The 21,448-nt window shown below is 46.5% G+C and carries 20 protein-coding genes; 9 read left to right on the top strand and 11 right to left on the bottom strand.

The window, feature by feature from the left end; genetic code table 11:
• Window positions 1-319 precede the first annotated feature (319 nt).
• Window positions 320-1,273 (top strand): hypothetical protein, encoded by a 954-nt coding sequence (locus RID09_RS09430; RefSeq protein WP_446335692.1) that lies wholly within the window; start codon window positions 320-322, stop codon window positions 1,271-1,273.
• Window positions 1,274-1,357: 84 nt separating this feature from the next.
• Here the strand turns inward: RID09_RS09430 and RID09_RS09425 are convergent, their stop codons facing one another.
• Window positions 1,358-3,445 carry a tetratricopeptide repeat protein gene (locus tag RID09_RS09425; RefSeq protein ID WP_446335691.1) on the bottom strand — a complete coding sequence of 696 codons (2,088 nt, stop codon included), beginning with the start codon at window positions 3,443-3,445 and terminating at the stop codon, window positions 1,358-1,360.
• A gap of 114 nt (window positions 3,446-3,559) precedes the next feature.
• Here RID09_RS09425 and RID09_RS09420 point away from each other — a divergent pair, with 114 nt between their 5' ends.
• A complete protein-coding gene (locus RID09_RS09420; protein ID WP_446335690.1) occupies window positions 3,560-3,715 on the top strand; it encodes a hypothetical protein in 156 nt (51 codons plus the stop codon).
• A 459-nt stretch (window positions 3,716-4,174) separates the two neighbouring features.
• Here the strand turns inward: RID09_RS09420 and rpsF are convergent, their stop codons facing one another.
• Window positions 4,175-4,504: a 30S ribosomal protein S6 gene (gene rpsF, locus RID09_RS09415; RefSeq protein WP_446335689.1), complete on the bottom strand. Its 330-nt coding sequence runs from the start codon at window positions 4,502-4,504 to the stop codon at window positions 4,175-4,177.
• A 296-nt stretch (window positions 4,505-4,800) separates the two neighbouring features.
• Here rpsF and RID09_RS09410 point away from each other — a divergent pair, with 296 nt between their 5' ends.
• Window positions 4,801-5,592 carry a fumarylacetoacetate hydrolase family protein gene (locus tag RID09_RS09410; protein ID WP_446335688.1) on the top strand — a complete coding sequence of 264 codons (792 nt, stop codon included), beginning with the start codon at window positions 4,801-4,803 and terminating at the stop codon, window positions 5,590-5,592.
• A gap of 124 nt (window positions 5,593-5,716) precedes the next feature.
• On the opposite strand, the gene RID09_RS09405 is transcribed toward RID09_RS09410, so the two are convergent.
• Together RID09_RS09405 and RID09_RS09400 are read right to left on the bottom strand one after the other, a co-directional pair.
• Window positions 5,717-6,214 (bottom strand): Tic20 family protein, encoded by a 498-nt coding sequence (locus RID09_RS09405; protein WP_446335687.1) that lies wholly within the window; start codon window positions 6,212-6,214, stop codon window positions 5,717-5,719.
• A 170-nt stretch (window positions 6,215-6,384) separates the two neighbouring features.
• On the bottom strand, window positions 6,385-6,582 hold the full coding sequence (locus RID09_RS09400) for a hypothetical protein (protein WP_446335686.1): 198 nt from the start codon (window positions 6,580-6,582) through the stop codon (window positions 6,385-6,387).
• Window positions 6,583-6,810: 228 nt separating this feature from the next.
• On the opposite strand from RID09_RS09400, the gene glyA reads away from it, so the two are divergent.
• Together glyA and RID09_RS09390 are read left to right on the top strand one after the other, a co-directional pair.
• A complete protein-coding gene (glyA, locus tag RID09_RS09395; RefSeq protein WP_446335685.1) occupies window positions 6,811-8,094 on the top strand; it encodes a serine hydroxymethyltransferase in 1,284 nt (427 codons plus the stop codon).
• 202 nt (window positions 8,095-8,296) lie between these two features.
• Window positions 8,297-9,565: a competence/damage-inducible protein A gene (locus RID09_RS09390; protein ID WP_446335684.1), complete on the top strand. Its 1,269-nt coding sequence runs from the start codon at window positions 8,297-8,299 to the stop codon at window positions 9,563-9,565.
• Here the strand turns inward: RID09_RS09390 and RID09_RS09385 are convergent.
• Entirely contained in the window at window positions 9,556-9,792 is a 237-nt protein-coding gene (locus RID09_RS09385; RefSeq protein WP_446335683.1) for a hypothetical protein, read from the bottom strand. The two genes, RID09_RS09390 and RID09_RS09385, sit on opposite strands and share 10 nt — an antisense overlap.
• 235 nt (window positions 9,793-10,027) lie before the next feature.
• On the opposite strand from RID09_RS09385, the gene RID09_RS09380 reads away from it, so the two are divergent.
• From RID09_RS09380 to RID09_RS09365, 4 genes are all read left to right on the top strand, one after another.
• Entirely contained in the window at window positions 10,028-10,168 is a 141-nt protein-coding gene (locus RID09_RS09380) for a hypothetical protein (protein WP_446335682.1), read from the top strand.
• Between the two features lie 9 nt (window positions 10,169-10,177).
• Window positions 10,178-10,651: a type II 3-dehydroquinate dehydratase gene (gene aroQ / locus RID09_RS09375; protein WP_446335681.1), complete on the top strand. Its 474-nt coding sequence runs from the start codon at window positions 10,178-10,180 to the stop codon at window positions 10,649-10,651.
• Entirely contained in the window at window positions 10,651-11,637 is a 987-nt protein-coding gene (locus RID09_RS09370; RefSeq protein ID WP_446335680.1) for an ADP-ribosylglycohydrolase family protein, read from the top strand. Before aroQ ends, RID09_RS09370 begins: the two co-directional genes overlap by 1 nt.
• Before the next feature lie 314 nt (window positions 11,638-11,951).
• Window positions 11,952-14,450, top strand: coding sequence for an HD family phosphohydrolase (locus RID09_RS09365; RefSeq protein WP_446335679.1), 2,499 nt, complete (start codon window positions 11,952-11,954; stop codon window positions 14,448-14,450).
• A gap of 238 nt (window positions 14,451-14,688) precedes the next feature.
• Here RID09_RS09365 and RID09_RS09360 read toward each other — a convergent pair whose 3' ends face one another.
• The 6 genes from RID09_RS09360 to RID09_RS09335 form a co-directional block, all read right to left on the bottom strand.
• Window positions 14,689-15,867 (bottom strand): glycosyltransferase family 4 protein, encoded by a 1,179-nt coding sequence (locus tag RID09_RS09360; RefSeq protein WP_446335678.1) that lies wholly within the window; start codon window positions 15,865-15,867, stop codon window positions 14,689-14,691.
• Between the two features lie 13 nt (window positions 15,868-15,880).
• Window positions 15,881-16,510: a hypothetical protein gene (locus RID09_RS09355; RefSeq protein ID WP_446335677.1), complete on the bottom strand. Its 630-nt coding sequence runs from the start codon at window positions 16,508-16,510 to the stop codon at window positions 15,881-15,883.
• A gap of 298 nt (window positions 16,511-16,808) precedes the next feature.
• Entirely contained in the window at window positions 16,809-17,672 is an 864-nt protein-coding gene (locus RID09_RS09350; protein WP_446335676.1) for a sulfotransferase domain-containing protein, read from the bottom strand.
• Window positions 17,673-17,684: 12 nt separating this feature from the next.
• On the bottom strand, window positions 17,685-18,812 hold the full coding sequence (locus tag RID09_RS09345) for a glycosyltransferase (RefSeq protein WP_446335675.1): 1,128 nt from the start codon (window positions 18,810-18,812) through the stop codon (window positions 17,685-17,687).
• Window positions 18,805-20,115 carry an ArnT family glycosyltransferase gene (locus tag RID09_RS09340; protein WP_446335674.1) on the bottom strand — a complete coding sequence of 437 codons (1,311 nt, stop codon included), beginning with the start codon at window positions 20,113-20,115 and terminating at the stop codon, window positions 18,805-18,807. Before RID09_RS09340 ends, RID09_RS09345 begins: the two co-directional genes overlap by 8 nt.
• A gap of 1 nt (window position 20,116) precedes the next feature.
• Entirely contained in the window at window positions 20,117-21,280 is a 1,164-nt protein-coding gene (locus RID09_RS09335; protein ID WP_446335673.1) for a glycosyltransferase, read from the bottom strand.
• Window positions 21,281-21,448: the final 168 nt, after the last annotated feature.

The following is a 21,448-nucleotide window of genomic DNA, read 5'->3' as shown; positions in this document are numbered from 1 at the left end:
ATAATGAACAATGGATAATGACCTCTCCTTAAAAGAAGAGGATTGAAATTAAGGAAAATCTTTTTTAATTTCTTCGTAAACGAAGAGGTCTTAGACCCAATTAATCAATTGTCAATTATCAATTATTAATTATCCATTGATAACCCAGAAAATAGGTCAACCTCCAAAAGGTAGATTTCAGTAGGATTTCTCTCCTACTTACCCAGCCAATCAAAGATCTATCCTGCGAGTCATGATTTCATTGCCTGATAATTTCTACTATTGAAATAGGTTTAATTCCTGAAAAAATTAACCCATTGCCGAATTAACAAAGGTTTATATGCGAATTTTCACACCAAAACTACTCACAGGTACAATGCTAGGTGTCGTACTTTGTGCCATTGCTGGGACTCCTGCGATCGCACGTCCCCTGAGTGAAGGTCAACTCACCCCCAATACCACCGAAGCTGAATCCGTGCAACCGCAACAAGGAGAAGTTGTCCAGCTTGTCTCTAATTTTGCCACAATTGAAATGAACAATGGCGAAACCAAGACAATTCCCGTCGCCCGTTGGAAACTGAATCAACTAGAACCCGGAACCGACGTATGGGTGGCTTATGGTCGAATTGTCGCCATTGATTCTCAGGAGAAAAGCCTCAGCAACAACATCCTAGCTCAAGCTGATTATTCTACAGCGATGCAAGGTCGAGTTGCCAATATCACCGGTAACATCGCCAGGGTTAAATTGAGGAATGGGGACACGGTAAACATCGGTTTATCCAGAACCCAACTCGGACAAATTCATCCTGGAACTCAAGTGATGGTCAACGATAGACGCATCGTTGATATGAATTCCATGAGTAACAATCGGATGAAACCCGACATGATGATGATGGGATACAGCGCCCCCATGGAAGGTCGAGTTGCCAGTATCACCGGTAATATCGCCAGCGTTGAATTAGAAAATGGGGATACGGTAAACATCGGTTTATCCACAGCCCAACTCGGACAAATTATTCCCGGAACTCAAGTGATGATCAACGATGGACGCATCGTCGAGATGAATCCCATGAGTAACAATCAGATGAAACCCGACATGATGAGGATGGGAGTCGGTGTCCCCATGGAAGGTCGAGTTGTCAGTATCACCGGTAACATCGCCAGTATTGAATTAGAAAATGGGGATACGGTAAACATCGGTTTATCCACAGCCCAACTCGGACAAATTATTCCCGGAACTCAAGTGATGGTCAACGATGGACGCATCATGGAAATCGAGTCGATGTCTCGGTAGTTGGTCAGGGAAGAGGGAACAGGGAACAATTTCTGATCTGATTTCTTTCCCTGCTTCCTACAGAGACGTTCCGGTGGAACGTCTCTACAAGCGCGGCAAAATTTCCGGTAAAAGTTGACCGGGGATCTTTGAGAGTGCCAGATTTTGCCCGGTAATTCCCTGTTCCTGGTAGAAAGTCCGAATCGCTTTAATGATATACTCCAAAGAAGTTTGATAAGCATCCGATCGCGCCGTCACTCCCATACAGGCTTGAACATGGTGGTGGAGAGCGGCTTCCAGATGTTTGGATTGCTCCTCTTTCCCTGCACCCAAAGACGGTTCAGTCGCAAACTGGTAATGAGCAAGTCCCAGATTATTCCGCGTGGCGATACCATCAAAGTTAATCGGTGTAGGGGGATGATGCTGCGCCAATTTCTCAGCTAAGGCGATCGCGACTTCATAGGCACTGATACAATGGCATAAGTACTCTGCCCGTCGCTGAGGGTCTTCCACACAGCGATCTGCCAGATGCCAATAAGCCGTACCCAAATTATTCTGAGTCCCGGCACAGGCAGCCGGAGCCACCTCTGGGGTACGATAAGTTAACGCATCTTTATAGGCAATCACCGCCAACTCCAGCCAGGTTTCCGGTTTTTCATACTGTGCCAGATTCCAGTAGGCGGTACCTAAGTTATTTTGAATCATCGCCCAATTCGTGGCGTTTGAGCGGCTGTTGTAATAATACAGGGCTTCCGCATAAGCCCCAATTGCGGCTTGTAAGTTATTGACAGGGGAGTGATGTTGTGCTAGATGCCAATAAGCGGTGCCTAAGTTATTTTGAGTAGAGGCATATTTGAGCGGGTCATTTTCTGGATGACGATAGTGTAAGGCTTCTTCGTAGGCTCGAATAGAGAGTTCCAGGTTCTCAGCCGCCTCTTGATAGCGAGCCAAATCCCCATAAGCTGCGCCTAAATTATTTTGAATCATGGCGTAGGTTTGGGGGGCTTGTTGGGCAGTTAACTTAGTTAATGCCAATTGATAGGATTGAATCCCCTGTTCGAGATAGGAAAGCTGGATTCCCCTATCCTGGGGACAACGGGAGAGCATCCAGTAGAGATTCCCCAAATCGTTGAGAACATCAGGGACCTGAGGGGATGTGTCATCTAACCATTGTAAGGCTTGCTCATAGGATTGAATCGCGATCGCTAAATTTTCCGGCGAGGGATCTCCCTGTTCAATCGCGTGACGATAATGATTACCCAGTTGTAAATACGCCTCGGCGGGCGATGGGGTTTGAGCCGATTCATCTGCAGGAAGATGGGGAGATTCCTGGGATGGTTCACTCAGGGGTTGGGACGTGGTAGAATTTTGCTGTGTGGGTGTTTCGTGGGTCTGGAAGTCCACAGCCTTAAGCATCCCATTATCCTTGAGGTTAGCACCAGAGTTTCCATTGGTGGGAGCGAGAAGGGGTTCCATCTCGCGGCTGTTGTCTCCATTGTTGCCCACAATACCCTGGAGCAATTCTAAATCAAGATTTTCCTCGAACTCCTGCGTCAGTACCGTCTGCAAGGTTTCTTGGAACGAAGCCGTTGTCTGTTGAGTCGTCACCGCAGTGGGAGAGGCTTCCGGTTGAGTTGAACCAATCGGCGGGAGTGGTGTGGGTTCCCCTTCAAACTCGAATACCCCAGTATGCCATTGCCAAAATTCCGGTACAGACTGGACAATGGAATGGAACCAAGGGCGGGGTAGCCAGAGCAACACATTGGCATCTAACTGGGGCAAATAACGCTCAATCGACTGTAACCGCCTGAGAAACAATTGCTGTATTGTGGGCGATTGACGAGTTAAGCGTTCAATACCGAGGAGTTGGAAACTGGGAGGGGATGTGGTGATGGGGGAATAGGGATTTTGAGCCAACCAGGCAGAAATTTGGGCAAAGGGATGAGGATCATTGACATTGATATTCAGGCTGACTAAATTAGTAGGGATTGAACCATTGGGTGGCGCGATCGCACAAGTTATACCCAGCTCCCCATGTAGTTTGTCCGCCAGACGATTCCTCAGACTCAGATCATCACAAATCGCCACAAAAATTTGACGGCGCAATCCGAGACTCAGAGCCAGTTTCAATCGTTTATAGATTTGCCGATTCCAGCTCGAAATTTTATGGGCAACAGTATCCGTTACAGTCATGCTGGTAGGGTTCAGGAGCGTCGGGCAACAAGAGTCTGAGGTTTAGGCAAGGGACTTGATCACAACAACGAGTGCTGATTTGCGCCAATTGTGTACAATCTTGGTAAAACTTGAATGATGAACAATAGGGAATTGACATCTTCCCCGCCCTGCTTGCGAGTCGTGGCGGGGATTCCCATCATTGCTGAAGGGGTTTCCTGGTTCGTCGAGCAACCTTACTCGTTTGGGTTTCCCCACAAGAGCAGCGGGTCATCTCATCCCCAGGCGTAACTTTCCGAGTGCCCCTCGGTAGTTGTGCAAGACCTGGCAACGCTTTGATCAACATGATCACTTAAAATCTATGTCAGATATTGTAGTATAGCGATTTCGGCTAATCTTAATATGACTCTTCCTACTATTGTTGCCTAAGTCAGGATATTATGGGCTTCTGACGGATTGAAGATGTTCTGTGCCATCACCCTTGCCCAGGATGAACCGTCTGAATTTAAGGCATCAGTTGCCTAATCTGTCTCGTAAGAGCAGCGCTGGGTACGTCAAAGACAGGGGTAGGGACGCACGGGGCGTCATGGGTGTCAACTTAAGCTCAAACAGAACGCAATACCTTGACGCGACCCCAACCCTCCCCTTATCGACCCCACCCTAACCCTCCCCTTACCAAGGGGAGGGAACGTTTCCCCCCTTAATAAGGGGGGATTAAGGGGGGTTAAAGGTCAGCACCCCTAAAACCCGCTAAGCTTCTACCTCAACCGGTTCGGGTTGGGGTTCAGGGGGAAGTTCCTGTTTCAGCGTTAGATAACGAATAACCTCCTCTCCGTAGCGCATAGCTCGCTCAATCTGATTCACATGAGTCGGGGGCGCTTGATAGTTCATTTGAATGTAGACGCCTTCGCGGTGTCTTTGGATGGGATAAGCCAAGCGGCGCTTACCCCGATGCTGGATTTCAATCTGCTGTGCGCCTTGCTCTTGCAGGAGATCTTGATATTTGGTAATGGCTTGGTTAACCTGCTCGTCTGGCAAATCAGGACGCAGGATGTACATCATTTCGTAACTATCGCTCACAAATGGTCTTCTCCTTATGGACAATTGGGCTTCTTTGGCTGATTCAAGATAGCCACGGTTTTCAATCGGGAAGCTATCCCAGTCAAACAAGCAAGGATACAAGCCGACTTAACTGCTCTGTTCTATGCCTAATCTGGGTTTTTGCCCCTCTCTAGCTTTGAGGCAGACAATCTGCCCAGACTACACTATTGCAATTTTACTATTTTTTGGTATTAATTCTAGCTAGCTGCCAGGGTCAATCACAATCCCATATCAGTAGAACTCTCTCATTAAATTACGAAGGAATCTCTAACATCATGGCGCAGCGCTACGTCCGAATTAAAACGGCTCAAGGGCAAACCTACTATGGCTTACTGCAACTCAACCGCAGTATCCAAGTTTTGGATGCACCGCCTTGGCTACAGGGTCAACCGACGGCTCTGGAGTTGGAGTCTGATAGTTACACATTATTGGCTCCCTGTGCGCCATCCAAGATTGTCGCCGTCGGGAAAAACTACATTGACCACGCCGCTGAAATGGGAACAGCCGTTCCCCAGGAACCCTTACTGTTTCTCAAACCTCCCACAACCATCACAGCGGCGGATCGAGAAATCCAGTTCCCGCCTCAGTCAAAGCGGGTGGACTATGAGGGAGAGTTGGCGCTGGTGATTGGTGAACTCTGTGTAGACTGTACACCCGAACAAGCCCAGGGAAGAATTTGGGGATATACTATAGCCAATGATGTCACCGCCCGTGACTTACAACAACAAGACGGTCAATGGACTAGGGCAAAGGGATTTAATACCTTTTGTCCCCTAGGACCTTGGATTGTGCGGGAATTGAGTGCGGGGGCGAAGTTGCAGACGTTTTTAAATGATGCGCCTGAACCGGTACAATCGGCGTCCATTGATCAAATGGTATTTGCTCCTGAGTTTCTTGTCTCCTACATTTCTCAGATTATGACATTGCTTCCCGGAGACGTAATCCTCACCGGTACACCCCGAGGAATTGGTCCAATGCAAATCGGCGATCGCGTCCGTGTGGAAATTGAGGGGATTGGTCATTTAGAGAACACCGTTGTTCCCCGTTCTGCGCCAGTCACCCTTTAACCCGGGACAAGGGTGACAAGGTAAATTTTAGCCCTTTTTTATTTAGAGCTAAGTCCGTCGATGGAAATAAAATGTTTGTCAATAGTCCTCAAACCATGACCCATGACCCATGACCCATGACCAATCATCGAACTTGTGCGTAAACGGCTTCCGACAGTGTGGGAATTTCGGCGTAGCGCCCGAGCAATGATTGAACGATTGAATAGAAGCAAGCAGCAATTGTTCCTAAAAAGATGACATTCAACAACATTTCTGTTATTAAATTGAAACCCAGTCCTTTTAGCAAAATATCGACAAGCAAATTACATAAAACCAAAAGAATATCTAAAAGAATCGCCTGCATTGTGTTGAACCGGATAAAATGGGCAATCCTTTCGTTTCTAACAACCAGCAAGAACAAAACGAAAAAAATGATAATTCCGGCTAAACCGAAAGGGACTAACGTGAAAACAATAGCTACCGGGAGTAAAAGTATTTCTAAAGCAGTTCCCAAAAGCGGAATTTGGCTCAATAAAGGCAACCTCAACTGGAGCGCAAACTGCATTACATAGAATAAAGGCAGTAAGTAGGTAAGGGAAGCAAAAATTCGATCTTTAACCGTCGTCGATCCGCGCCAAGTCATCTTTGGTTCTCCTTTTTGGGTTTGGGGGGCAATTTGTTATCCAACTATGTTCAGGATAGCGTAGATGACCTATTTCGATGAACGTTGTCATCTGTCATCGGTCATTGGTCGGGATTTAAGGACTATTTCAGGCAGAGAAAATAGTTCAGTTTATTGTCCCAGATGATAAACTATTCAAGGTTAGCGATGCGGAAACCCATTTCACATTCATATTGCTCCGGTTGATGGGGTGTGAGTTTACGAACAGCATGACCACACCCCAGCTTACCCTGACGCCAACGCGGTTGACCCTTGCTGTCAGCCAGTAAACAGCTTTGACAAACTTGATTGGGGGAAAGAATTTGCTCTTCGGTAAGAATAACTAACATAGGACGCCTCCGGTCAACTCCACTAGACCGCTGATCCCATCTTAATTTATGTCTTTAGCTAGAGGCTCTCGATCAACACACAGCTTAACTTTTGTGACTAAATACTGACCGTCCGAGAAAAACTGGGGAGGTGGGTCAGGGTTTGAGCAAAGCAACGGCAACGGGCAATGTGGTAAAACTTGTATGAACCCAACTGCACGGCAATAGCATCGTAAGGGATTGACGGACGTGACTCAAACAAACTTAGATTTTCTTGCCCAAACTGACCCAGAAGTGGCTGAAGGGATAAGCCTTGAACTCCAGCGCCAGCGTGACCATCTGGAATTGATTGCCAGTGAAAACTTTACCTCGCCTGCGGTACTGGCGGCTCAAGGCTCAGTTTTAACCAATAAATACGCTGAAGGCTTACCGGGAAAGCGCTACTATGGCGGTTGTGAATTCATCGACAAAGTAGAACAGCTTGCCATTGACCGGGCGAAACGGCTCTTTGGTGCAGCTCATGCGAATGTCCAACCCCATTCAGGCGCTCAAGCCAATTTTGCCGTATTCCTGGCGCTGCTCAAGCCAGGAGACAGGATTATGGGAATGGATCTATCCCATGGGGGACACCTCACCCATGGTTCACCGGTAAATGTGTCCGGGAAGTGGTTTAATGTGTGTCACTACGGCGTTAACCCCGAAACCGAGCAACTCGACTATGATCAGGTGCGAGAGCTGGCTCTCAAAGAACGTCCCCAACTCCTGATTTGTGGCTATTCGGCTTATCCGCGAATTATTGACTTTGAAAAATTCAGAAGCATTGCGGATGAAGTGGGCGCTTACCTGATGGCGGATATTGCTCACATCGCGGGTTTAGTGGCGACGGGTCATCATCCGAACCCCATTCCCCATTGTGATGTAGTCACCACAACCACGCACAAAACCCTACGGGGAACCCGAGGCGGCTTAATTCTCACCCGTGATCCTGAACTGGGGAAAAAGTTGGATAAAGCCGTGTTTCCGGGAACTCAGGGCGGTCCATTGGAACATGCGATCGCGGGGAAAGCTGTCGCCTTTGGTGAAGCGTTAAAACCAGCGTTCAAGGACTATTCGGCTCATGTAATTGAAAATGCCAAAGCCCTGGCAAGTCAACTGGAAAAACGGGGTCTGAAAATTGTATCAGGTGGCACCGATAATCATTTAATGCTGGTGGATTTACGCTGTATTTCCATGACAGGGAAACGGGCGGATCAACTGGTGAGTGGTGTTAATATTACCGCCAATAAAAATACGGTTCCCTTCGATCCTGAATCTCCCTTCGTCACCAGTGGCTTACGTCTGGGTTCCCCCGCGATGACTACACGAGGGATGGGCGTTACCGAATTTATCGAGATTGGTGATATTATTGCCGATCGCTTACTCAATCCAGAGGATGAAACCATCGCCGCTGACTGTCGGCGTCGCGTTGCTCAATTGTGCGATCGCTTCCCCTTATACCCCCATCTGCATATTCCTGTACCCACACTCGTATAAATTTGTCATTCGTCATTTGCCATTTGTCCCTTTTTTGACCATGTTCCACACCTCCCTACCACAATCAGTATTCTCGGAATGAGTAATGGTTGATCAGTAACATCGAATAACTGGGACTAGAAGAACACGGAGGCTTTTTTCTTCCTGTTCCCTGTTCCCTGTTTTGAGCAAGGACAAATGACGAAGGACAAAGAACAAATCTATGAGCGCAGAAATCATTTGTGTTGGTACCGAGTTACTGCTGGGGGATATTCTCAACACGAATGCCCAGTTTTTAGCTCGCGAATTGGCGGATCTGGGTATTCCTCATTACTATCAAACCGTTGTGGGAGATAATCCTTCTCGGTTAAAGCAAGTCTTGGCGATGGCTTGCGAACGCTCGGCGATTCTGATTTTTACGGGAGGACTTGGACCGACGCCAGATGACTTGACTACGGAAACTTTAGCAGATTTTTTTGGCGTTGGGTTGATTGAGCAATTTGACATTATCGAGGATATTGCTCGCAAATTTGCTCAACGGGGGCGTCAAATGACCCCAAGTAATCATAAGCAAGCCTTGATTCCTGAAGGTGCTAAGGTTCTACCTAACCCAACTGGAACCGCACCGGGTATAATTTGGCAACCGCGCCCAGGTTTAACCCTTCTCACCTTTCCCGGTGTTCCCAGTGAAATGCAGCGGATGTGGCAAGAAACGGCGGTTCCTTATCTCAAAGGTCAAGGCTGGGGGAAACAAATTATCTACAGTCAAACCTTACGATTCTGGGGGATTGGGGAATCGGCTTTAGCCGAAAAAGTGGCGCCGTTTTTCCATTTAACGAACCCCACCGTCGCCCCCTACGCTTCTCAGGGAGAAGTCCGGTTACGGGTTTCTGCCCGTGCGCCATCTCAAGGTGAAGCACTACAGTTAATTGAACCTGTTGTCAAGGATTTGCGGCAAATTGCTGGAACTGACTATTTTGGTTCAGACACAGATACTCTAGCCTCGGTTGTGGGTCAGCTTTTACGGGAAGCGAATCAAACCGTGAGTGTGGCGGAATCTTGCACGGGGGGAGGGGTAGGGAGTCTGTTGACAGCCGTTCCGGGAAGTTCTGAGTATTTTAAGGGTGGGATAATTGCTTATAGCAATGAAGTGAAAGTCTCCTTACTTGGCGTTTCGTCATCAGATCTGGATAAATGGGGAGCGGTGAGCAAACAAGTCGCCCAGGAAATGGCATTGGGTGTGCGATCGCGGCTGGCGACGGATTGGGGTGTGAGTATTACCGGCATTGCTGGACCCGGTGGCGGGAATGAATCTAAGCCAGTGGGGTTGGTTTATATGGGTCTGGCGACGCCAGATGATAGAGTGGAGTGTTTTAAATATAATTTTGGTCGCGATCGCTCTCGGACTTCGATTCGTCACCAGAGTGCCTGTTATGCCCTAGACCAACTGCGACGCCGATTACTGAGCCGATTCCATCCGGCTCAGGTATAACCTGAGTTATAACTAAAGGTAGAGGAGTACGGAACCGTCGCGATCGCCGGATCGATTCCAGATTCCTTTTGGGGGATAGCTCGCCTTTGGTCTGTCGTGTTATGCTTAAAGTTAAGAAATGCAACAGATGGGTTGTAAAGATTCAAAGGGTGAGTTACATCCAACTTTAAGCCTGTGGACTGGTTAAGTGCCGTCACCACCAGAGTGAAGCAGGAAGTAAGCGGCAAGCCTAGTTGTGTAAAACCATACCTAGACAGGCATAAGTCTTATTTAACGGTGTATCCCAAAAGGAAAACTGCTCAGTTTAATATCGGCGTCATAGTCTTAACTTGACTTGGGCAGGGTTTCCACGTTTGGCATCCAATAGTCCCCAAAGTCTTGCGGAGAAAGAGCTCTAACACTCGTCCTGTTGTTAAGACTCTCAAAAAGCTATTAAGTTGTCTCACAGGAGCATTCAGTTTAATGGATTATATAGATAAGGTGTTGGAAAAACTGAAAGAATGGGCACGTAAGCTGGTTGAAACCCTTTTGGGTCCTGAACCTCAGCCAGAACCCGAACCAATTCCCATTCCAGTTCACAATCCACGCCGTCGTTCCCGGTAATTTGGAGACGTGCCGAACGAAGTTCGGAGTTCTTTGAGTATTCTCGTCCTGCATGGTCCAAACTTGAATCTCCTAGGACTCCGAGAGCCTGGTATTTATGGATCTGTGACGTTGGCGGAAATCGACCAACTCTTGCAGCAGGAAGGCAAGTCCTTATCCTGTCAAGTTGTGACGTTACAGTCCAACCATGAGGGCGTTTTAGTTGATGCCATACAGGCAGCGAGAACGCAGCATCATGGGATTTTAATTAATGCGGGTGCTTATACTCATACCAGTGTAGCCCTGCGCGATGCCTTAGCGGCTGTAGCCCTGCCAGTAGTGGAAGTGCATCTGAGTAATATCTATCAGCGCGAACCCTTTCGACATCACTCATTCATCGCCCCCATAGCTGTGGGTCAAATCAGCGGTTTTGGCGCCGAAAGTTATCGCTTGGGACTCTTAGCTCTCGTCCATACCCTGAAAACCGTGGCAAGAGCAAATTAATGCAGCATTCTCTGATCAGCCGATTTCAAGGAGCATTACTGGGTAGCTTGATCGGTGAGCTTGTCAGCCATCAGCCTGATCAAGAACTCGGTAGTCCAGTTGGTTGGAAATCTCTACAGTTAGCCAAAAGCCAACCCAAACCCACTCACTCCCACCTCTATATTCCCCAACTTTCAGATTGGAGTAAAATTTCCACCTGTGGAATTGAGAGTCTAATTGACACAGGCAGGCTGGATATAGACGATTGGATCATTCATTGTCGCCAAACCCAACCCTCACTCCTAGAATTGAAAGGGAAAGCACAAAGTAGCGAAGCCGCTGTGCTTTCCCTGCAAATGGCGCTTTTTTTTCACGAGAATCCAGAATGGTTACGGCAAACTATAATTCAGGCGGCGGCAATTTGGCAAGTCGAACCCAACGCCTCGGCTGGGGTGTTGGCAATCGCGATGGCGATGGCTGTTATGCTCACCGAAACAATCAACCCAACCACCCTAATTCCCCATATCCTCAGAGGCTTGGGAACACAACCAACGGTCTTAGCCTACGGATTACAACAAGTCCAAACCCTGATCGAAGCCGGTGCAGATTTAGAAACCACCACGGCGAAGGTGCGACGGGAGCCAGCAAATTTAGGCAATAGGGGGGATGCCTCAGATATGGCGATCGCTTTAGCCTTTTACTGTTTCCTCTATACCCCAGAGGATTTTCGCCTCTGTGTTCTCCGTGCCGTTCGTAGCGGTTACCATAACCCGATTACGGCGGCTCTGACAGGGGCATTAGCGGGTGTTTATCAAGGTATCAATGGTATTCCAGTAAGCTGGCGAGTTGCTGCACTAAAAATTCCGGCACTCGAAAACAGGCGACAATTAACCGATCAATTCTTTGCCGTTTGGCTGGGGGTTTACGATCAAAACAAAATCAAGGGTCGGTACAAACAAGCAGCCGTCGCTGCACCAGGTGTTATCCAACGTCGTTTATTAAGGTAGGGGTGGGTCAACCATGTTTTGTAAGCTAAAAAAAGCTAAACTAAGACATTACAGTCCATAAATACCCCGTTGTGAACTCTGAAGCGGTTCTTACTTAAACATCAGGCGCTATGTGAGAAGAGAAGTGTTGAAAACACAAAACCTGGGAATAAAATTGGCTGTTGAATACCCAATCCAAAAGGATGCAATGCCACTTGAGAGGGCATTACTGGGGATTCATCGGGATATAAGCCCCACTCCGCTAACACACTCACTCTTATTGAGTTAAGTGTGAGGCTTCTCGCCGAATAAGCAAAAAAGGCAACTCCTCTGCTATGAAAACGCTCCACTCGTTGACGCAACAGCTAAACCACCTGCGGCAAAAATCTGAGCAATTTTGCACTATCCTTCCATTCGGAGGGTCTGATGCTGATCTTTCATCCGATCAAAAAAAGCCAGGTCATTGGTCAAAACAAAACCGTCCTAGCTCGGGTCAAAAAGGCAATCCACGGCACTCAGGAAAGCGTCAAGGACGTTCACCTGTCATGGTGGTATTGGCAGTCGTTTCCCTCACCAGCGTGATGGGAAACCGCTTCTACAATCAACCAACCCTCGATGTGGGTAGAGAGGCGCCCTACACTATCCCCGCTCCCTTTGACGCTAGTGTTGAGGACACAAAAACCACAGAAGAAAAACGCAAAGCCGCTCGCACGGGTTCGTTCCCAGTTTTAATGATTGATCAATCTCTGACCCAAGAGATTAGTCAAAACCTCCAGCAATCCCTGGAAAAAATGGACGAATGGCGACAAGTCAGCGGTTCGTTTCCCTTTGTGCCAACCTCCGTGCTGTCCGCCACCACCCAGCAGTATCTACGCCAGAGTAAAGAATGGGAATGGCAAGCGATTGTCGCTTTCGCCGAAGACAATGCTCCGATCAATCCCTTTGCTCCGGGAGTAGTCATCCCTAACCGAGAGAAAAAACCGTTGACGCGGGCGTTTACCCAAGCGGTGAGCGAATTGCAAAGTTACCGTCAAATAGTGTCTGCACAAGCATTCTCTGAGCTGATTGAGACAATAAACCTTGCCCGTCAGGGTTACCAACAGGCATTGGCTCAGGTTTCATCCAGTGTGACGAGTGAATCAACTCCTGCCTACGATTTATCCCTACTCGACTTGTCTGATTCCGCTTGGCAGGAAACGCGACAGGGAATTAAGGGCGCAACTCTGAATATTCTGACTCAAGGGATTCCGCCGGGACTCCCCTCGGATCTATTAGAAGATGCGGTAACGGTGCAGGTGAGTACGCTGATTCCGGCTGAGGCACAACCCTTAGCCATTAAACTCCTCACCTATAACTTAAAGCCCAATTTAATTGAAGACAAAGAACAAACTAAACGCAGGGCAGAACAAGCCGCTCTGGCTGTGGAACCTGTGATGGTTACGGCTGTTGAGGGAGAAGTGATTGTCGCAGAGGGGGAGGCAATCACCCAGGCGGATTTTGTTCTGCTGGATCACTATGGCTTGAGTCGTCGCGAAATTAATTGGATAGGGCTGATTGGATTTGGCGGTTTAGTCACCGGGGCGGTGGGTATTTTTTGGTTGGTCGAACGTCAAGTCCATCCCCCCCTGCGGCGACGTGACCATATTTTGGTTCTGCTGTTGAGTTGGAGTACACCCGTCCTGGCACTATTGGGGGGTCAATATAATAGCCTGCCCGCAATTGGGTTGTTAGTGGGGAGTTTCTATGGGTCGAGTTTGGGCGCGACGTTAGTGATTCTGTTGACTGGGTTGGTGACGTTTAGTATGGAGGTGAGCTGGGAATTTTTAATCGCGGGTGGCACAGGAGGTTTGGTGGGAGCGTTGATTGCGGGACGGATGCGATCGCGTGAGGAATTGGCGCTCTTAGGCGGTGTGGTGGGCTTGACCCAAGGCAGCGTTAATCTGCTCCTGAATCTGATTATGAGTGCCAGTGCTGGCACAATTTGGTACGCGGTGCTACCCGGTGCGGCTCTATATGGGGTAGCGGGGTTAGCCTGGAGTATTGTGGCTTTGGGACTATCTCCTTATCTAGAACGGTTGTTTGATTTGGTGACACCGATTCGTTTAGCGGAGTTGTCCAATCCTAACCGTTCATTGCTTAAACGGCTGGCTACGGAAGCGCCAGGCACATTTCAACATACGTTGTTTGTTGCTTCCTTAGCTGAAGCGGCTGCCCGTGAGCTTCACTGTAACGTGGAACTGGTGCGGGCGGGAACTTTGTATCATGATATTGGTAAAATGCATGATCCGTTGGGATTTATTGAAAATCAAATGGGTGGTCCCAACAAGCATGATCAAATTAATGACCCTTGGAAAAGTGCCGCGATTATTAAAAAGCACGTCACTGAAGGGCTGGTTATGGCTCGCAAACATCAGTTACCGAAAGCGATTCGCGATTTTATTCCCGAACATCAAGGCAAACTACTGATTTCTTATTTTTACTTTCAAGCCAAACAACGAATTCAGGAAGAGGCAGGGGAGTCTGTAAACGAGGTAGACTTTCGTTATGATGGACCCATTCCCCAGTCGCGGGAAACGGGAATTGTCATGCTGGCAGATGCTTGTGAAGCGGCGTTGCGATCGCTTAAGGATGTTACCCCGGATACGGCTTTAATTACGGTGAAGAAAATCCTCAAAGCCCGATGGGAAGATAACCAGTTAGTCGATTCTGGGTTAACAAAAGAGGAATTATTGACTACGGCGGAAGTCTTTGTCAAAGTTTGGCAACAGTGCAATCACCAGCGGATTGCTTATCCTAAAGCGGCTCTGAGTTGTCAACCCTCTTCTAAGGTTTGATTGATACACTTTGGAAAAATTGAGTCAGCCCTATTTCAAGATTTTGAGGCGTTTTGCCCTTAAAAATGGCTATAGAAATACCAACATACATGATTCAATTTTGTCATACTACAACCAAAAGCCACGTAAACATGATAGTATCAACAGCAGTATTGAACATCTTCTTAATACCAATTCCTAAATGTCTGCCTCACCCAAATCGAAGATTTTGAGTAAGGGTGGCATGGCATTAGGTTGTTCAACAAACCTGTTGTTGAACGTGCAGTAGTGGTACACCTATGGCTTTGTAAACGTTGGCTGTTTTTTGAATCACGCTGCGATCATCAAACTCTCGCAAGACTTTTTCTCGCCCAGCGACTCCCATGGCTTGGCACAAATTGGCGTCGTTTAAGAGGATCTCAATCGCATCAGCCAACCGCGCCGCATCCTTAACCGGAACCAAAAAGCCATTTTTACCAGAGTCAATAGCCTCTCGACAGCCAGGGACATCAGTGGCTACCAGGGGTTTTTCCATCGCCGCCGCTTCTAATAAAATACGAGGAACACCCTCCCCACCGTGGGAGGGTAGTACGACAAGGGTTGAATGAGCAATGAAATGTTCAATGTTCTCCAAATGACCGAGCAGATCAACTATCCCTTCTTGTTGCCAGCGTTGTAAAATTGTCTTAGAAATTGAAGCGGGATTGCCCAGATCAGGCTCACCCGCGATCTGAAACGTTGCCCTAACTCCGCGAGCTTTGAGAATATGGGCAGCTTCAACGTATTCTATAACACCTTTCTCCCTAGTCAGGCGGGCAGCAAGCAGGACGACTGGCGTTAGCGGAACATCTGGCGGATGAGGCGGCGGTGAAAAGCGCTGCAAATCGATACCCGAACTTCTGATCAGTACGGCGCGGTAGGGATTAGTCAGCTTAAGGTTGGTGAAAACTTGCCGATCATCCTGATTCTGAAACACAACCATTGCCCTGCGAGCCGTCAATACCCATCTACCGACGATAATGAAGATGAGTTTCAACAGCCGAGCCTTCCACTCACTGCTACTAAAAATGTAGCCCAATCCCGTTATCGCGTTCACCACCCCTATTGTACCACTCAGCTTAGCCGCGATCGTTCCGGCGAGAACACATTTGAGCGTAAAGTGATGGGCAATAGAGGGCTTTTCTTGCCAGTAAATACGGGTTAAATGACCAATGGTCAAGAGTTCGACGAGGGGATTGATACTGCGCCGAATGAGGCGCAACTGAATCCAGCGAAATCCTTCGGCTTGCAGTCGGTGTACGTAGGTATCTGGGGGAGAAACAAAAACAACCTCGATTCCTTGTAGACGGAGAAACCGAGCCAAGGGTAAGCGGAAGTTGTAAAGATTCCAACCCGTGTTAGCGACCAGCAAAATTTTGGGGCGATGCTTGAACTTCACACGACATATCCTACTAATATGGATAGGTGAATGGCATCGCTAAGCTATCTTCAAAAGATATTGTCAATAAACCCAAAGTAGATGTCGGTTCAGGTATCGGCTTTGCTTGGGTGACGACTCTAATCCAGTCGCCCGGTGCAGTTGTCTTCATTGATACGGTCAACATATTAGAACCAACTCCAGAGTAATTTTCTTGGCGGCTCCATTCTAAACCCCGCTGCGTGAAGCTACCAGGATAGAACGTATGAGGAACACCCAACAGAGTATTACTCGCTGCTTCTAATAAACCGTTACCATCCGACATTACGCCCAGAATTGTGCCGTCAAAAGTCCAGTTAATATTCGATAACGCTAACCGCCGAGAACCTGGCGTATTCAGGAAGATCATGTGGCTACTCACCAGCTGACCTGCTGCGATGAAGCCACCATCAATGGCGAGATCCCAAGAGAGCTTAACGTTTTGCTTTTCGGAGAAGCCGATCATGAAATTTGGATGTTCATATCCAAGAAAATTGTAGGAGACTGAACTGGGCGCAGTAATAATCTGTCCACCCTGGCTCACGTTAAGTATAGTAGCTTGGGCTGGAACAGCAGTACTGCCAAGAAGTATCACTTCAGCACTAAAAAGTAATATTGTTTTCATTTTTATTTATAATTCGTGATTGAACGTTACATGGCTTTAAGATTAAAAAGTCGCCTGATCAACTTCATACTATTTGATAGATACACCAGAAGTCGTCAGTCAAATTCCGGAAATAATCTCCCTACTCCACTAGCCTATCTAGGGGTTTTCACGGTTGACAGGCTCCGATAAAAAATTTAACTGAAAGATTATTTTATTTTTAGATGCAAATTAATTAGACTAGGCAATCGCTCGTTTGGTCAAGGTCTTTAGAGAATTTTATTCGCTGTTTTTCTGGTAAAAATTTCACAGGTATCTTCTAGTAAATAGTTAAGTTTTTACGATGCCAATCCTCGCGCCATACGGACAAATCTAATCCCAGCGATTCCTCTAACATCTTGATGTCTTCACTAATTAAAGTGAGAGCATACTCTAATTCTTCGGGTGGAATGCTATCAAGTTTGTAATTTTTATTAAACAATAAATTATGCCAGCCTAGGCTTTTAGCAAAATTTACTATACCATGCAGTTCCCGTTTTCTTAATAAGCGAGTTGTTTTGTATAAAACTCTAATTAGATCATAGTTTATTGGTACTAATGCCGTATTAATTCTACGAGATAGTTTTGGCGGGACTGCTAAGTTTTTTACGCCTAGTGCTTGACATAAATATTTAACAAATTTGTCTGGTTTATCTCTCAGTAATTCATAATATAAAATTTTTACATTTGCTGCGCCAAATAAACTAATCCAACGAGACAAATGATAATAATATCTAGAAGAATTTAAAATAGTTCCTTGCTGGAGAACGTCTCTAAATGAAGTTTCTTTGCCTATATCTCCACGTCGTAACATATGTAGATAATAAGAAATGAGGCGGTCTATTGGTTCCCGAAGAGTTACAATAATTTTGCAGTTAGGGTTAAGGTCATGAATGCGATATGGTGCTTCCGGTGAGTGAAAGTAGCTCGGAGCAATCTCACCCAAGATTTTATTTGTATTATCCTGATCAAAATAAGAAAAATAATAATCAATACCTTTACTATATTTCTTGTCAAAGAAAAAAGTTTCCTTAGTTCTATTAGGCACACAAATCTTATCATGCATTTTTAAATATTCATAGATCCACGTTGTCCCCGTTTTAAACGGACCAACTGCCACAAAAATCAACCGATATTCTGCCATTTATATTATCCTTCAACGTTTAGGTTCAAGCAGTTCTCGATATAATTTGTCCCATTTCTTTACTCCCGCCGTGAGGTTATAGTTAGTAACCACATGAGTTCGTCCGACATTTCCCATCCGTTGACGTTCAGCCTCAGGCAATTCTATTACTCGCTGCATCGCCTTAGCTAAAGCTGTAGGATTTTGGCATGGCACCAGAAAGCCACTTTGCTCATTCAAAACCACTTCTCGGTTCCCACCCACGTCAGTTGCCACGATTGGAAGTCCGACTGCGGATGCTTCTAAAAGGACTCCTGGCATTCCCTCCCAAGCTGAGGACATCACATAGGCATCTGCTGCATTCATCAAATCTGGTATATCGTTGCGTATCTCTAGAAGGCGTCCATTTTCTCGCAAGCCTAACTCTTCGGTCAAGGCTTCTATTTCATTTTTTAAAGAACCTTTACCCACAATTAGTAAGAGTGTTTCTGGAAATTGCCCCAAAACTTGAGCAAAAGCCTGAAGTAGAGTGGGATAATCCTTCTGCTGCTCAAAGCGACCGATGGCTAGCCAAACAAACCTGCCTTCCAGATTTAATTCGTGCCGGAGATGCTCTCGCGCAACAGGATTGGGAAAAAAACATTGTGGATCTATACTATTTGGGACACAGAAAATTTTGTCAGCAGGAACAGCACCAACTTGTATATACTGTTCTGTCGCTGCCTGACTTACGTTAGTCGTCAGGTCACACAAAGGGTCAGTCAACCGATATGCCATCTCTCGCCAACGTCTTCCTTCTTTAATATTTCCGGCTGTCGAAATCAGTACCCGAATCCTGACAAGAAGTCGCGTTACCCTTGCCAATAGATTGGCATGAAACAAATGACTGTGGAGAATATGAGGCTGCCATTGGCGTAATAGCTTTGCCAACATCCAAACAGCCCGAGGATCGGGTATGCCTTGCCCCATACCGAGAGAAATAACCGGAATTCCTGTAGAAGTAAACTCTTCAGTAAACGCTTGGGCAGGGCGCATTGAGACAACTGTGATGTTCCAACCTAATGTCTTTAGCTGAGTTCCAATGCGAACGAGCTGAGTTTGTCTGCCACCGTACTCAAGGCTAGTTACTAGAAACACGATTTGTAGCTGTCTTTCAATCACGCTGCACACCTCTCAACCGACGCTCCCAAGGTGCAACTGCGGTGAGACTCATCGCGATTGGTGCAAATTTGGCTCGATGACGCAGTGCAGTGCCATAGTTTGAAGTGGAGAGAGCAAAGATGATGATTAAGGCTAAAAGCATGAGTAATATTGCCCGAGCCGCAGGATCAGCGATGATGTAACGACGCGAACGATACAGCGAAATGGTTAGACCTATATATAACAGCACATCTAACTGCGCTGCCAGATCAGCACTTGTACGAATCATCCAGACAAAGGGAGTATACAAGAAGTATATTACGCGCCATGGGGTTTGCCAAACTAGATCAATGGAATCGCTAATTGGCATATCTTCTAAATAGGCAGCCCGATCTCTGGCTCTCACTTGTTGGGCTTGTGCTATTTTTTCCAAAGAAATGTTTTCAACAGAACCTCCAATTTTTTGCAAGCCCCAACCTGAGATGATAACCATTCCGACAAAAGACGAAATGAGTAATAAACTTCCTGTATATAAAAATAAATTTCTTTGATTAATTACCGAGAAAAGCAAACGGAGCAAAAAAATAAACATTAAAGTTACTAATGCAACGATAATACCTGTATGAAAACTGATGCTGACGCCTAGTGAGATCAAGGAAAACACCAGATGTAGAGTCTTTTTGCTCCGATGCCAATAGGCAAGGTAGAGTATAGCGAGAGTGAGGGGGTAAACAATTGCTACTTCTCTGAGAGTCACGGCAGAGTAAAGGGCAAGAGAGGGAATAAGGGCTGTAAACCAAGCAGCTCTGACAGCTACTCGCATGCCCCAAAGTAACTTGGCGATCAGATAAACATTCCAGACAATCAGGGAACCAAACAAAACGTTAAATCCCTGAATCATTAGTGAGCTGCGAGACGTCAAGGCGTATAAAACGCTGATCAGCCAAGGATATAAAGCTGAGCCTGATTGAAAGTTGTCTAAGCTGGCTATTAATCCATCCTGGGACCACATCCAGCCTATCGCTTCAAAAGTAGCTGCATCTGCCTGAGAATAGGGTAATGGAACAACATAAGCATTCACAATTGCTAAAGCTGCACGAAGCAAAAATGCAGTTAAAATGATGATAGTCGCCTGATCAGCAGTCAGACTGATACCAACAATGACAATTAATCCATTAAACAAACTTACCCAACCTAAAACATCAGGCAATAGATGAGATATCTGGCTATCTTGAGCGGGTATCGCTAAGCAAAAAAAGCTTATACCACTTACTAGCAAGAAGGCAATAATGATGTGCGAGAGTGTTTGGCGGCGGCTCCCCATGTCAGGTAGGATTATGTAATAGCTTAACGTATTCAATCAAACTCTTTTCTAGGGAAAAATCCATGGCTCTACATTTTAAAATCTCAGTTCGTGGCTGATGCTGTAAAGTATACAAAATTGCTCTTGCCATTTCCGCCACATCCCCAACTGGTATTAATCGCCCATACTTACCATTATCTAAAATCTCTGATGGTCCACTTTTGCAATTCGTAGAGACTACAGGAGTTCCTACAGCTAAGGCTTCAATTAAAACTATACCTAACCCTTCCCAAGCTGAAGACAGGACAAATACGGCTGCTCTAGACATATAAGCATAAGGGTTGCTCACAAACCCTGGCATAGTGACTCCATTCTCCAAGCCCAGCTCTTGGATCAATCGGCTTAATATTGGGCGTTCTTCCCCTTCACCCAAAATCATGAGCCGCGCTCTGTACTGCTGTTGCACCAGCGAAAAGGCTCTGATCAAAGTGGGAAAATCTTTTTGCTTTGTCAGTCTCCCAACTGCCAGAATGACTGGAGGCTCTCCAGATGCAAACCAAGGGTGATCCAAAGGGGTTTGGGCTTCCTTCAACATGTCTGGCGTTACGACTGGGTTATAAATTACCTGTATCTTTTCACGAGGCAAGCCTGTAGTCAATGTTAAGTCATCCGCAACTCCTTTCGATACGGCAACAATTTCATCAGCCCACGGATAGAAGTGGCGTATTAAGAAGGGCATCAATTGACTTGTGCGGTTAGAACTATTCTTGATGGAAAGCGACAGGGTATTATGTGTGGTTACGACCAATCTTTTAGATATTCCAGATAAATACCTTGCCCAAAGAGCCACTATATTGGCATGATCCATAGCAGAAAGGAGTGCTGTTGGGCGTTCTTGCCGTAAGTAGTGAATCAAGTTAGGAAGGCTAGCAAGCACTCGCGGAGCCTGAAGGTTGACTATATTTAACTCTGGTGGTACTTGAGCTAGATAAGGACCTTCCGCTTGAGCTAAGACTAAATCTATATTTAAGCCTCGTTCGGCTAAACCCTTTGTTAAGAGCAACATGGCTCTTTCCACCCCACCACCCCGGAGAGAAGGGAGAAAGATGGCTATTTTCCCTTGATGAAAAAAAACTTTATCTTGCCCGTCACTCGTAGGTACAAGCCCCGATCCTTGCTTATTCATAATTTTTCTTATTTAATAAGTAATAATCGTAAGGATTCAGGTCTGTGTTTGGCTCATCAATTAGCCTGGGTGTACGAGCCTTTCCAAAGTAATGTGGAAAAGGAAATTCAGTCACATCGGCGAGTGCGCCCAGGCTCTTTTCCCAAAATAGGTCTTGCCTGAGACAGT

The organism is Coleofasciculus sp. G1-WW12-02 (assembly GCF_040219735.1).
Taxonomy (GTDB): domain Bacteria; phylum Cyanobacteriota; class Cyanobacteriia; order Cyanobacteriales; family Coleofasciculaceae; genus Coleofasciculus.
Note: the sequence above shows the minus strand (reverse complement) of the source record. Positions and strands in the feature narration are given on the sequence as shown.

Excerpts from the sequence above, each read along its gene's own strand:
- RID09_RS09430 (WP_446335692.1), top strand. The coding sequence starts at position 320 with ATGCGAATTTTCACACCAAAACTACTCACAGGTACAATGCTAGGTGTC.
- RID09_RS09425 (WP_446335691.1), bottom strand. The coding sequence starts at position 3,445 with ATGACTGTAACGGATACTGTTGCCCATAAAATTTCGAGCTGGAATCGG.
- RID09_RS09420 (WP_446335690.1), top strand. The coding sequence starts at position 3,560 with ATGATGAACAATAGGGAATTGACATCTTCCCCGCCCTGCTTGCGAGTC.
- RID09_RS09410 (WP_446335688.1), top strand. The coding sequence starts at position 4,801 with ATGGCGCAGCGCTACGTCCGAATTAAAACGGCTCAAGGGCAAACCTAC.
- RID09_RS09405 (WP_446335687.1), bottom strand. The coding sequence starts at position 6,214 with ATGACTTGGCGCGGATCGACGACGGTTAAAGATCGAATTTTTGCTTCC.
- RID09_RS09400 (WP_446335686.1), bottom strand. The coding sequence starts at position 6,582 with ATGTTAGTTATTCTTACCGAAGAGCAAATTCTTTCCCCCAATCAAGTT.
- RID09_RS09390 (WP_446335684.1), top strand. The coding sequence starts at position 8,297 with ATGAGCGCAGAAATCATTTGTGTTGGTACCGAGTTACTGCTGGGGGAT.
- RID09_RS09380 (WP_446335682.1), top strand. The coding sequence starts at position 10,028 with ATGGATTATATAGATAAGGTGTTGGAAAAACTGAAAGAATGGGCACGT.
- RID09_RS09370 (WP_446335680.1), top strand. The coding sequence starts at position 10,651 with ATGCAGCATTCTCTGATCAGCCGATTTCAAGGAGCATTACTGGGTAGC.
- RID09_RS09365 (WP_446335679.1), top strand. The coding sequence starts at position 11,952 with ATGAAAACGCTCCACTCGTTGACGCAACAGCTAAACCACCTGCGGCAA.
- RID09_RS09355 (WP_446335677.1), bottom strand. The coding sequence starts at position 16,510 with ATGAAAACAATATTACTTTTTAGTGCTGAAGTGATACTTCTTGGCAGT.
- RID09_RS09350 (WP_446335676.1), bottom strand. The coding sequence starts at position 17,672 with ATGGCAGAATATCGGTTGATTTTTGTGGCAGTTGGTCCGTTTAAAACG.
- RID09_RS09340 (WP_446335674.1), bottom strand. The coding sequence starts at position 20,115 with ATGGGGAGCCGCCGCCAAACACTCTCGCACATCATTATTGCCTTCTTG.
- RID09_RS09335 (WP_446335673.1), bottom strand. The coding sequence starts at position 21,280 with ATGAATAAGCAAGGATCGGGGCTTGTACCTACGAGTGACGGGCAAGAT.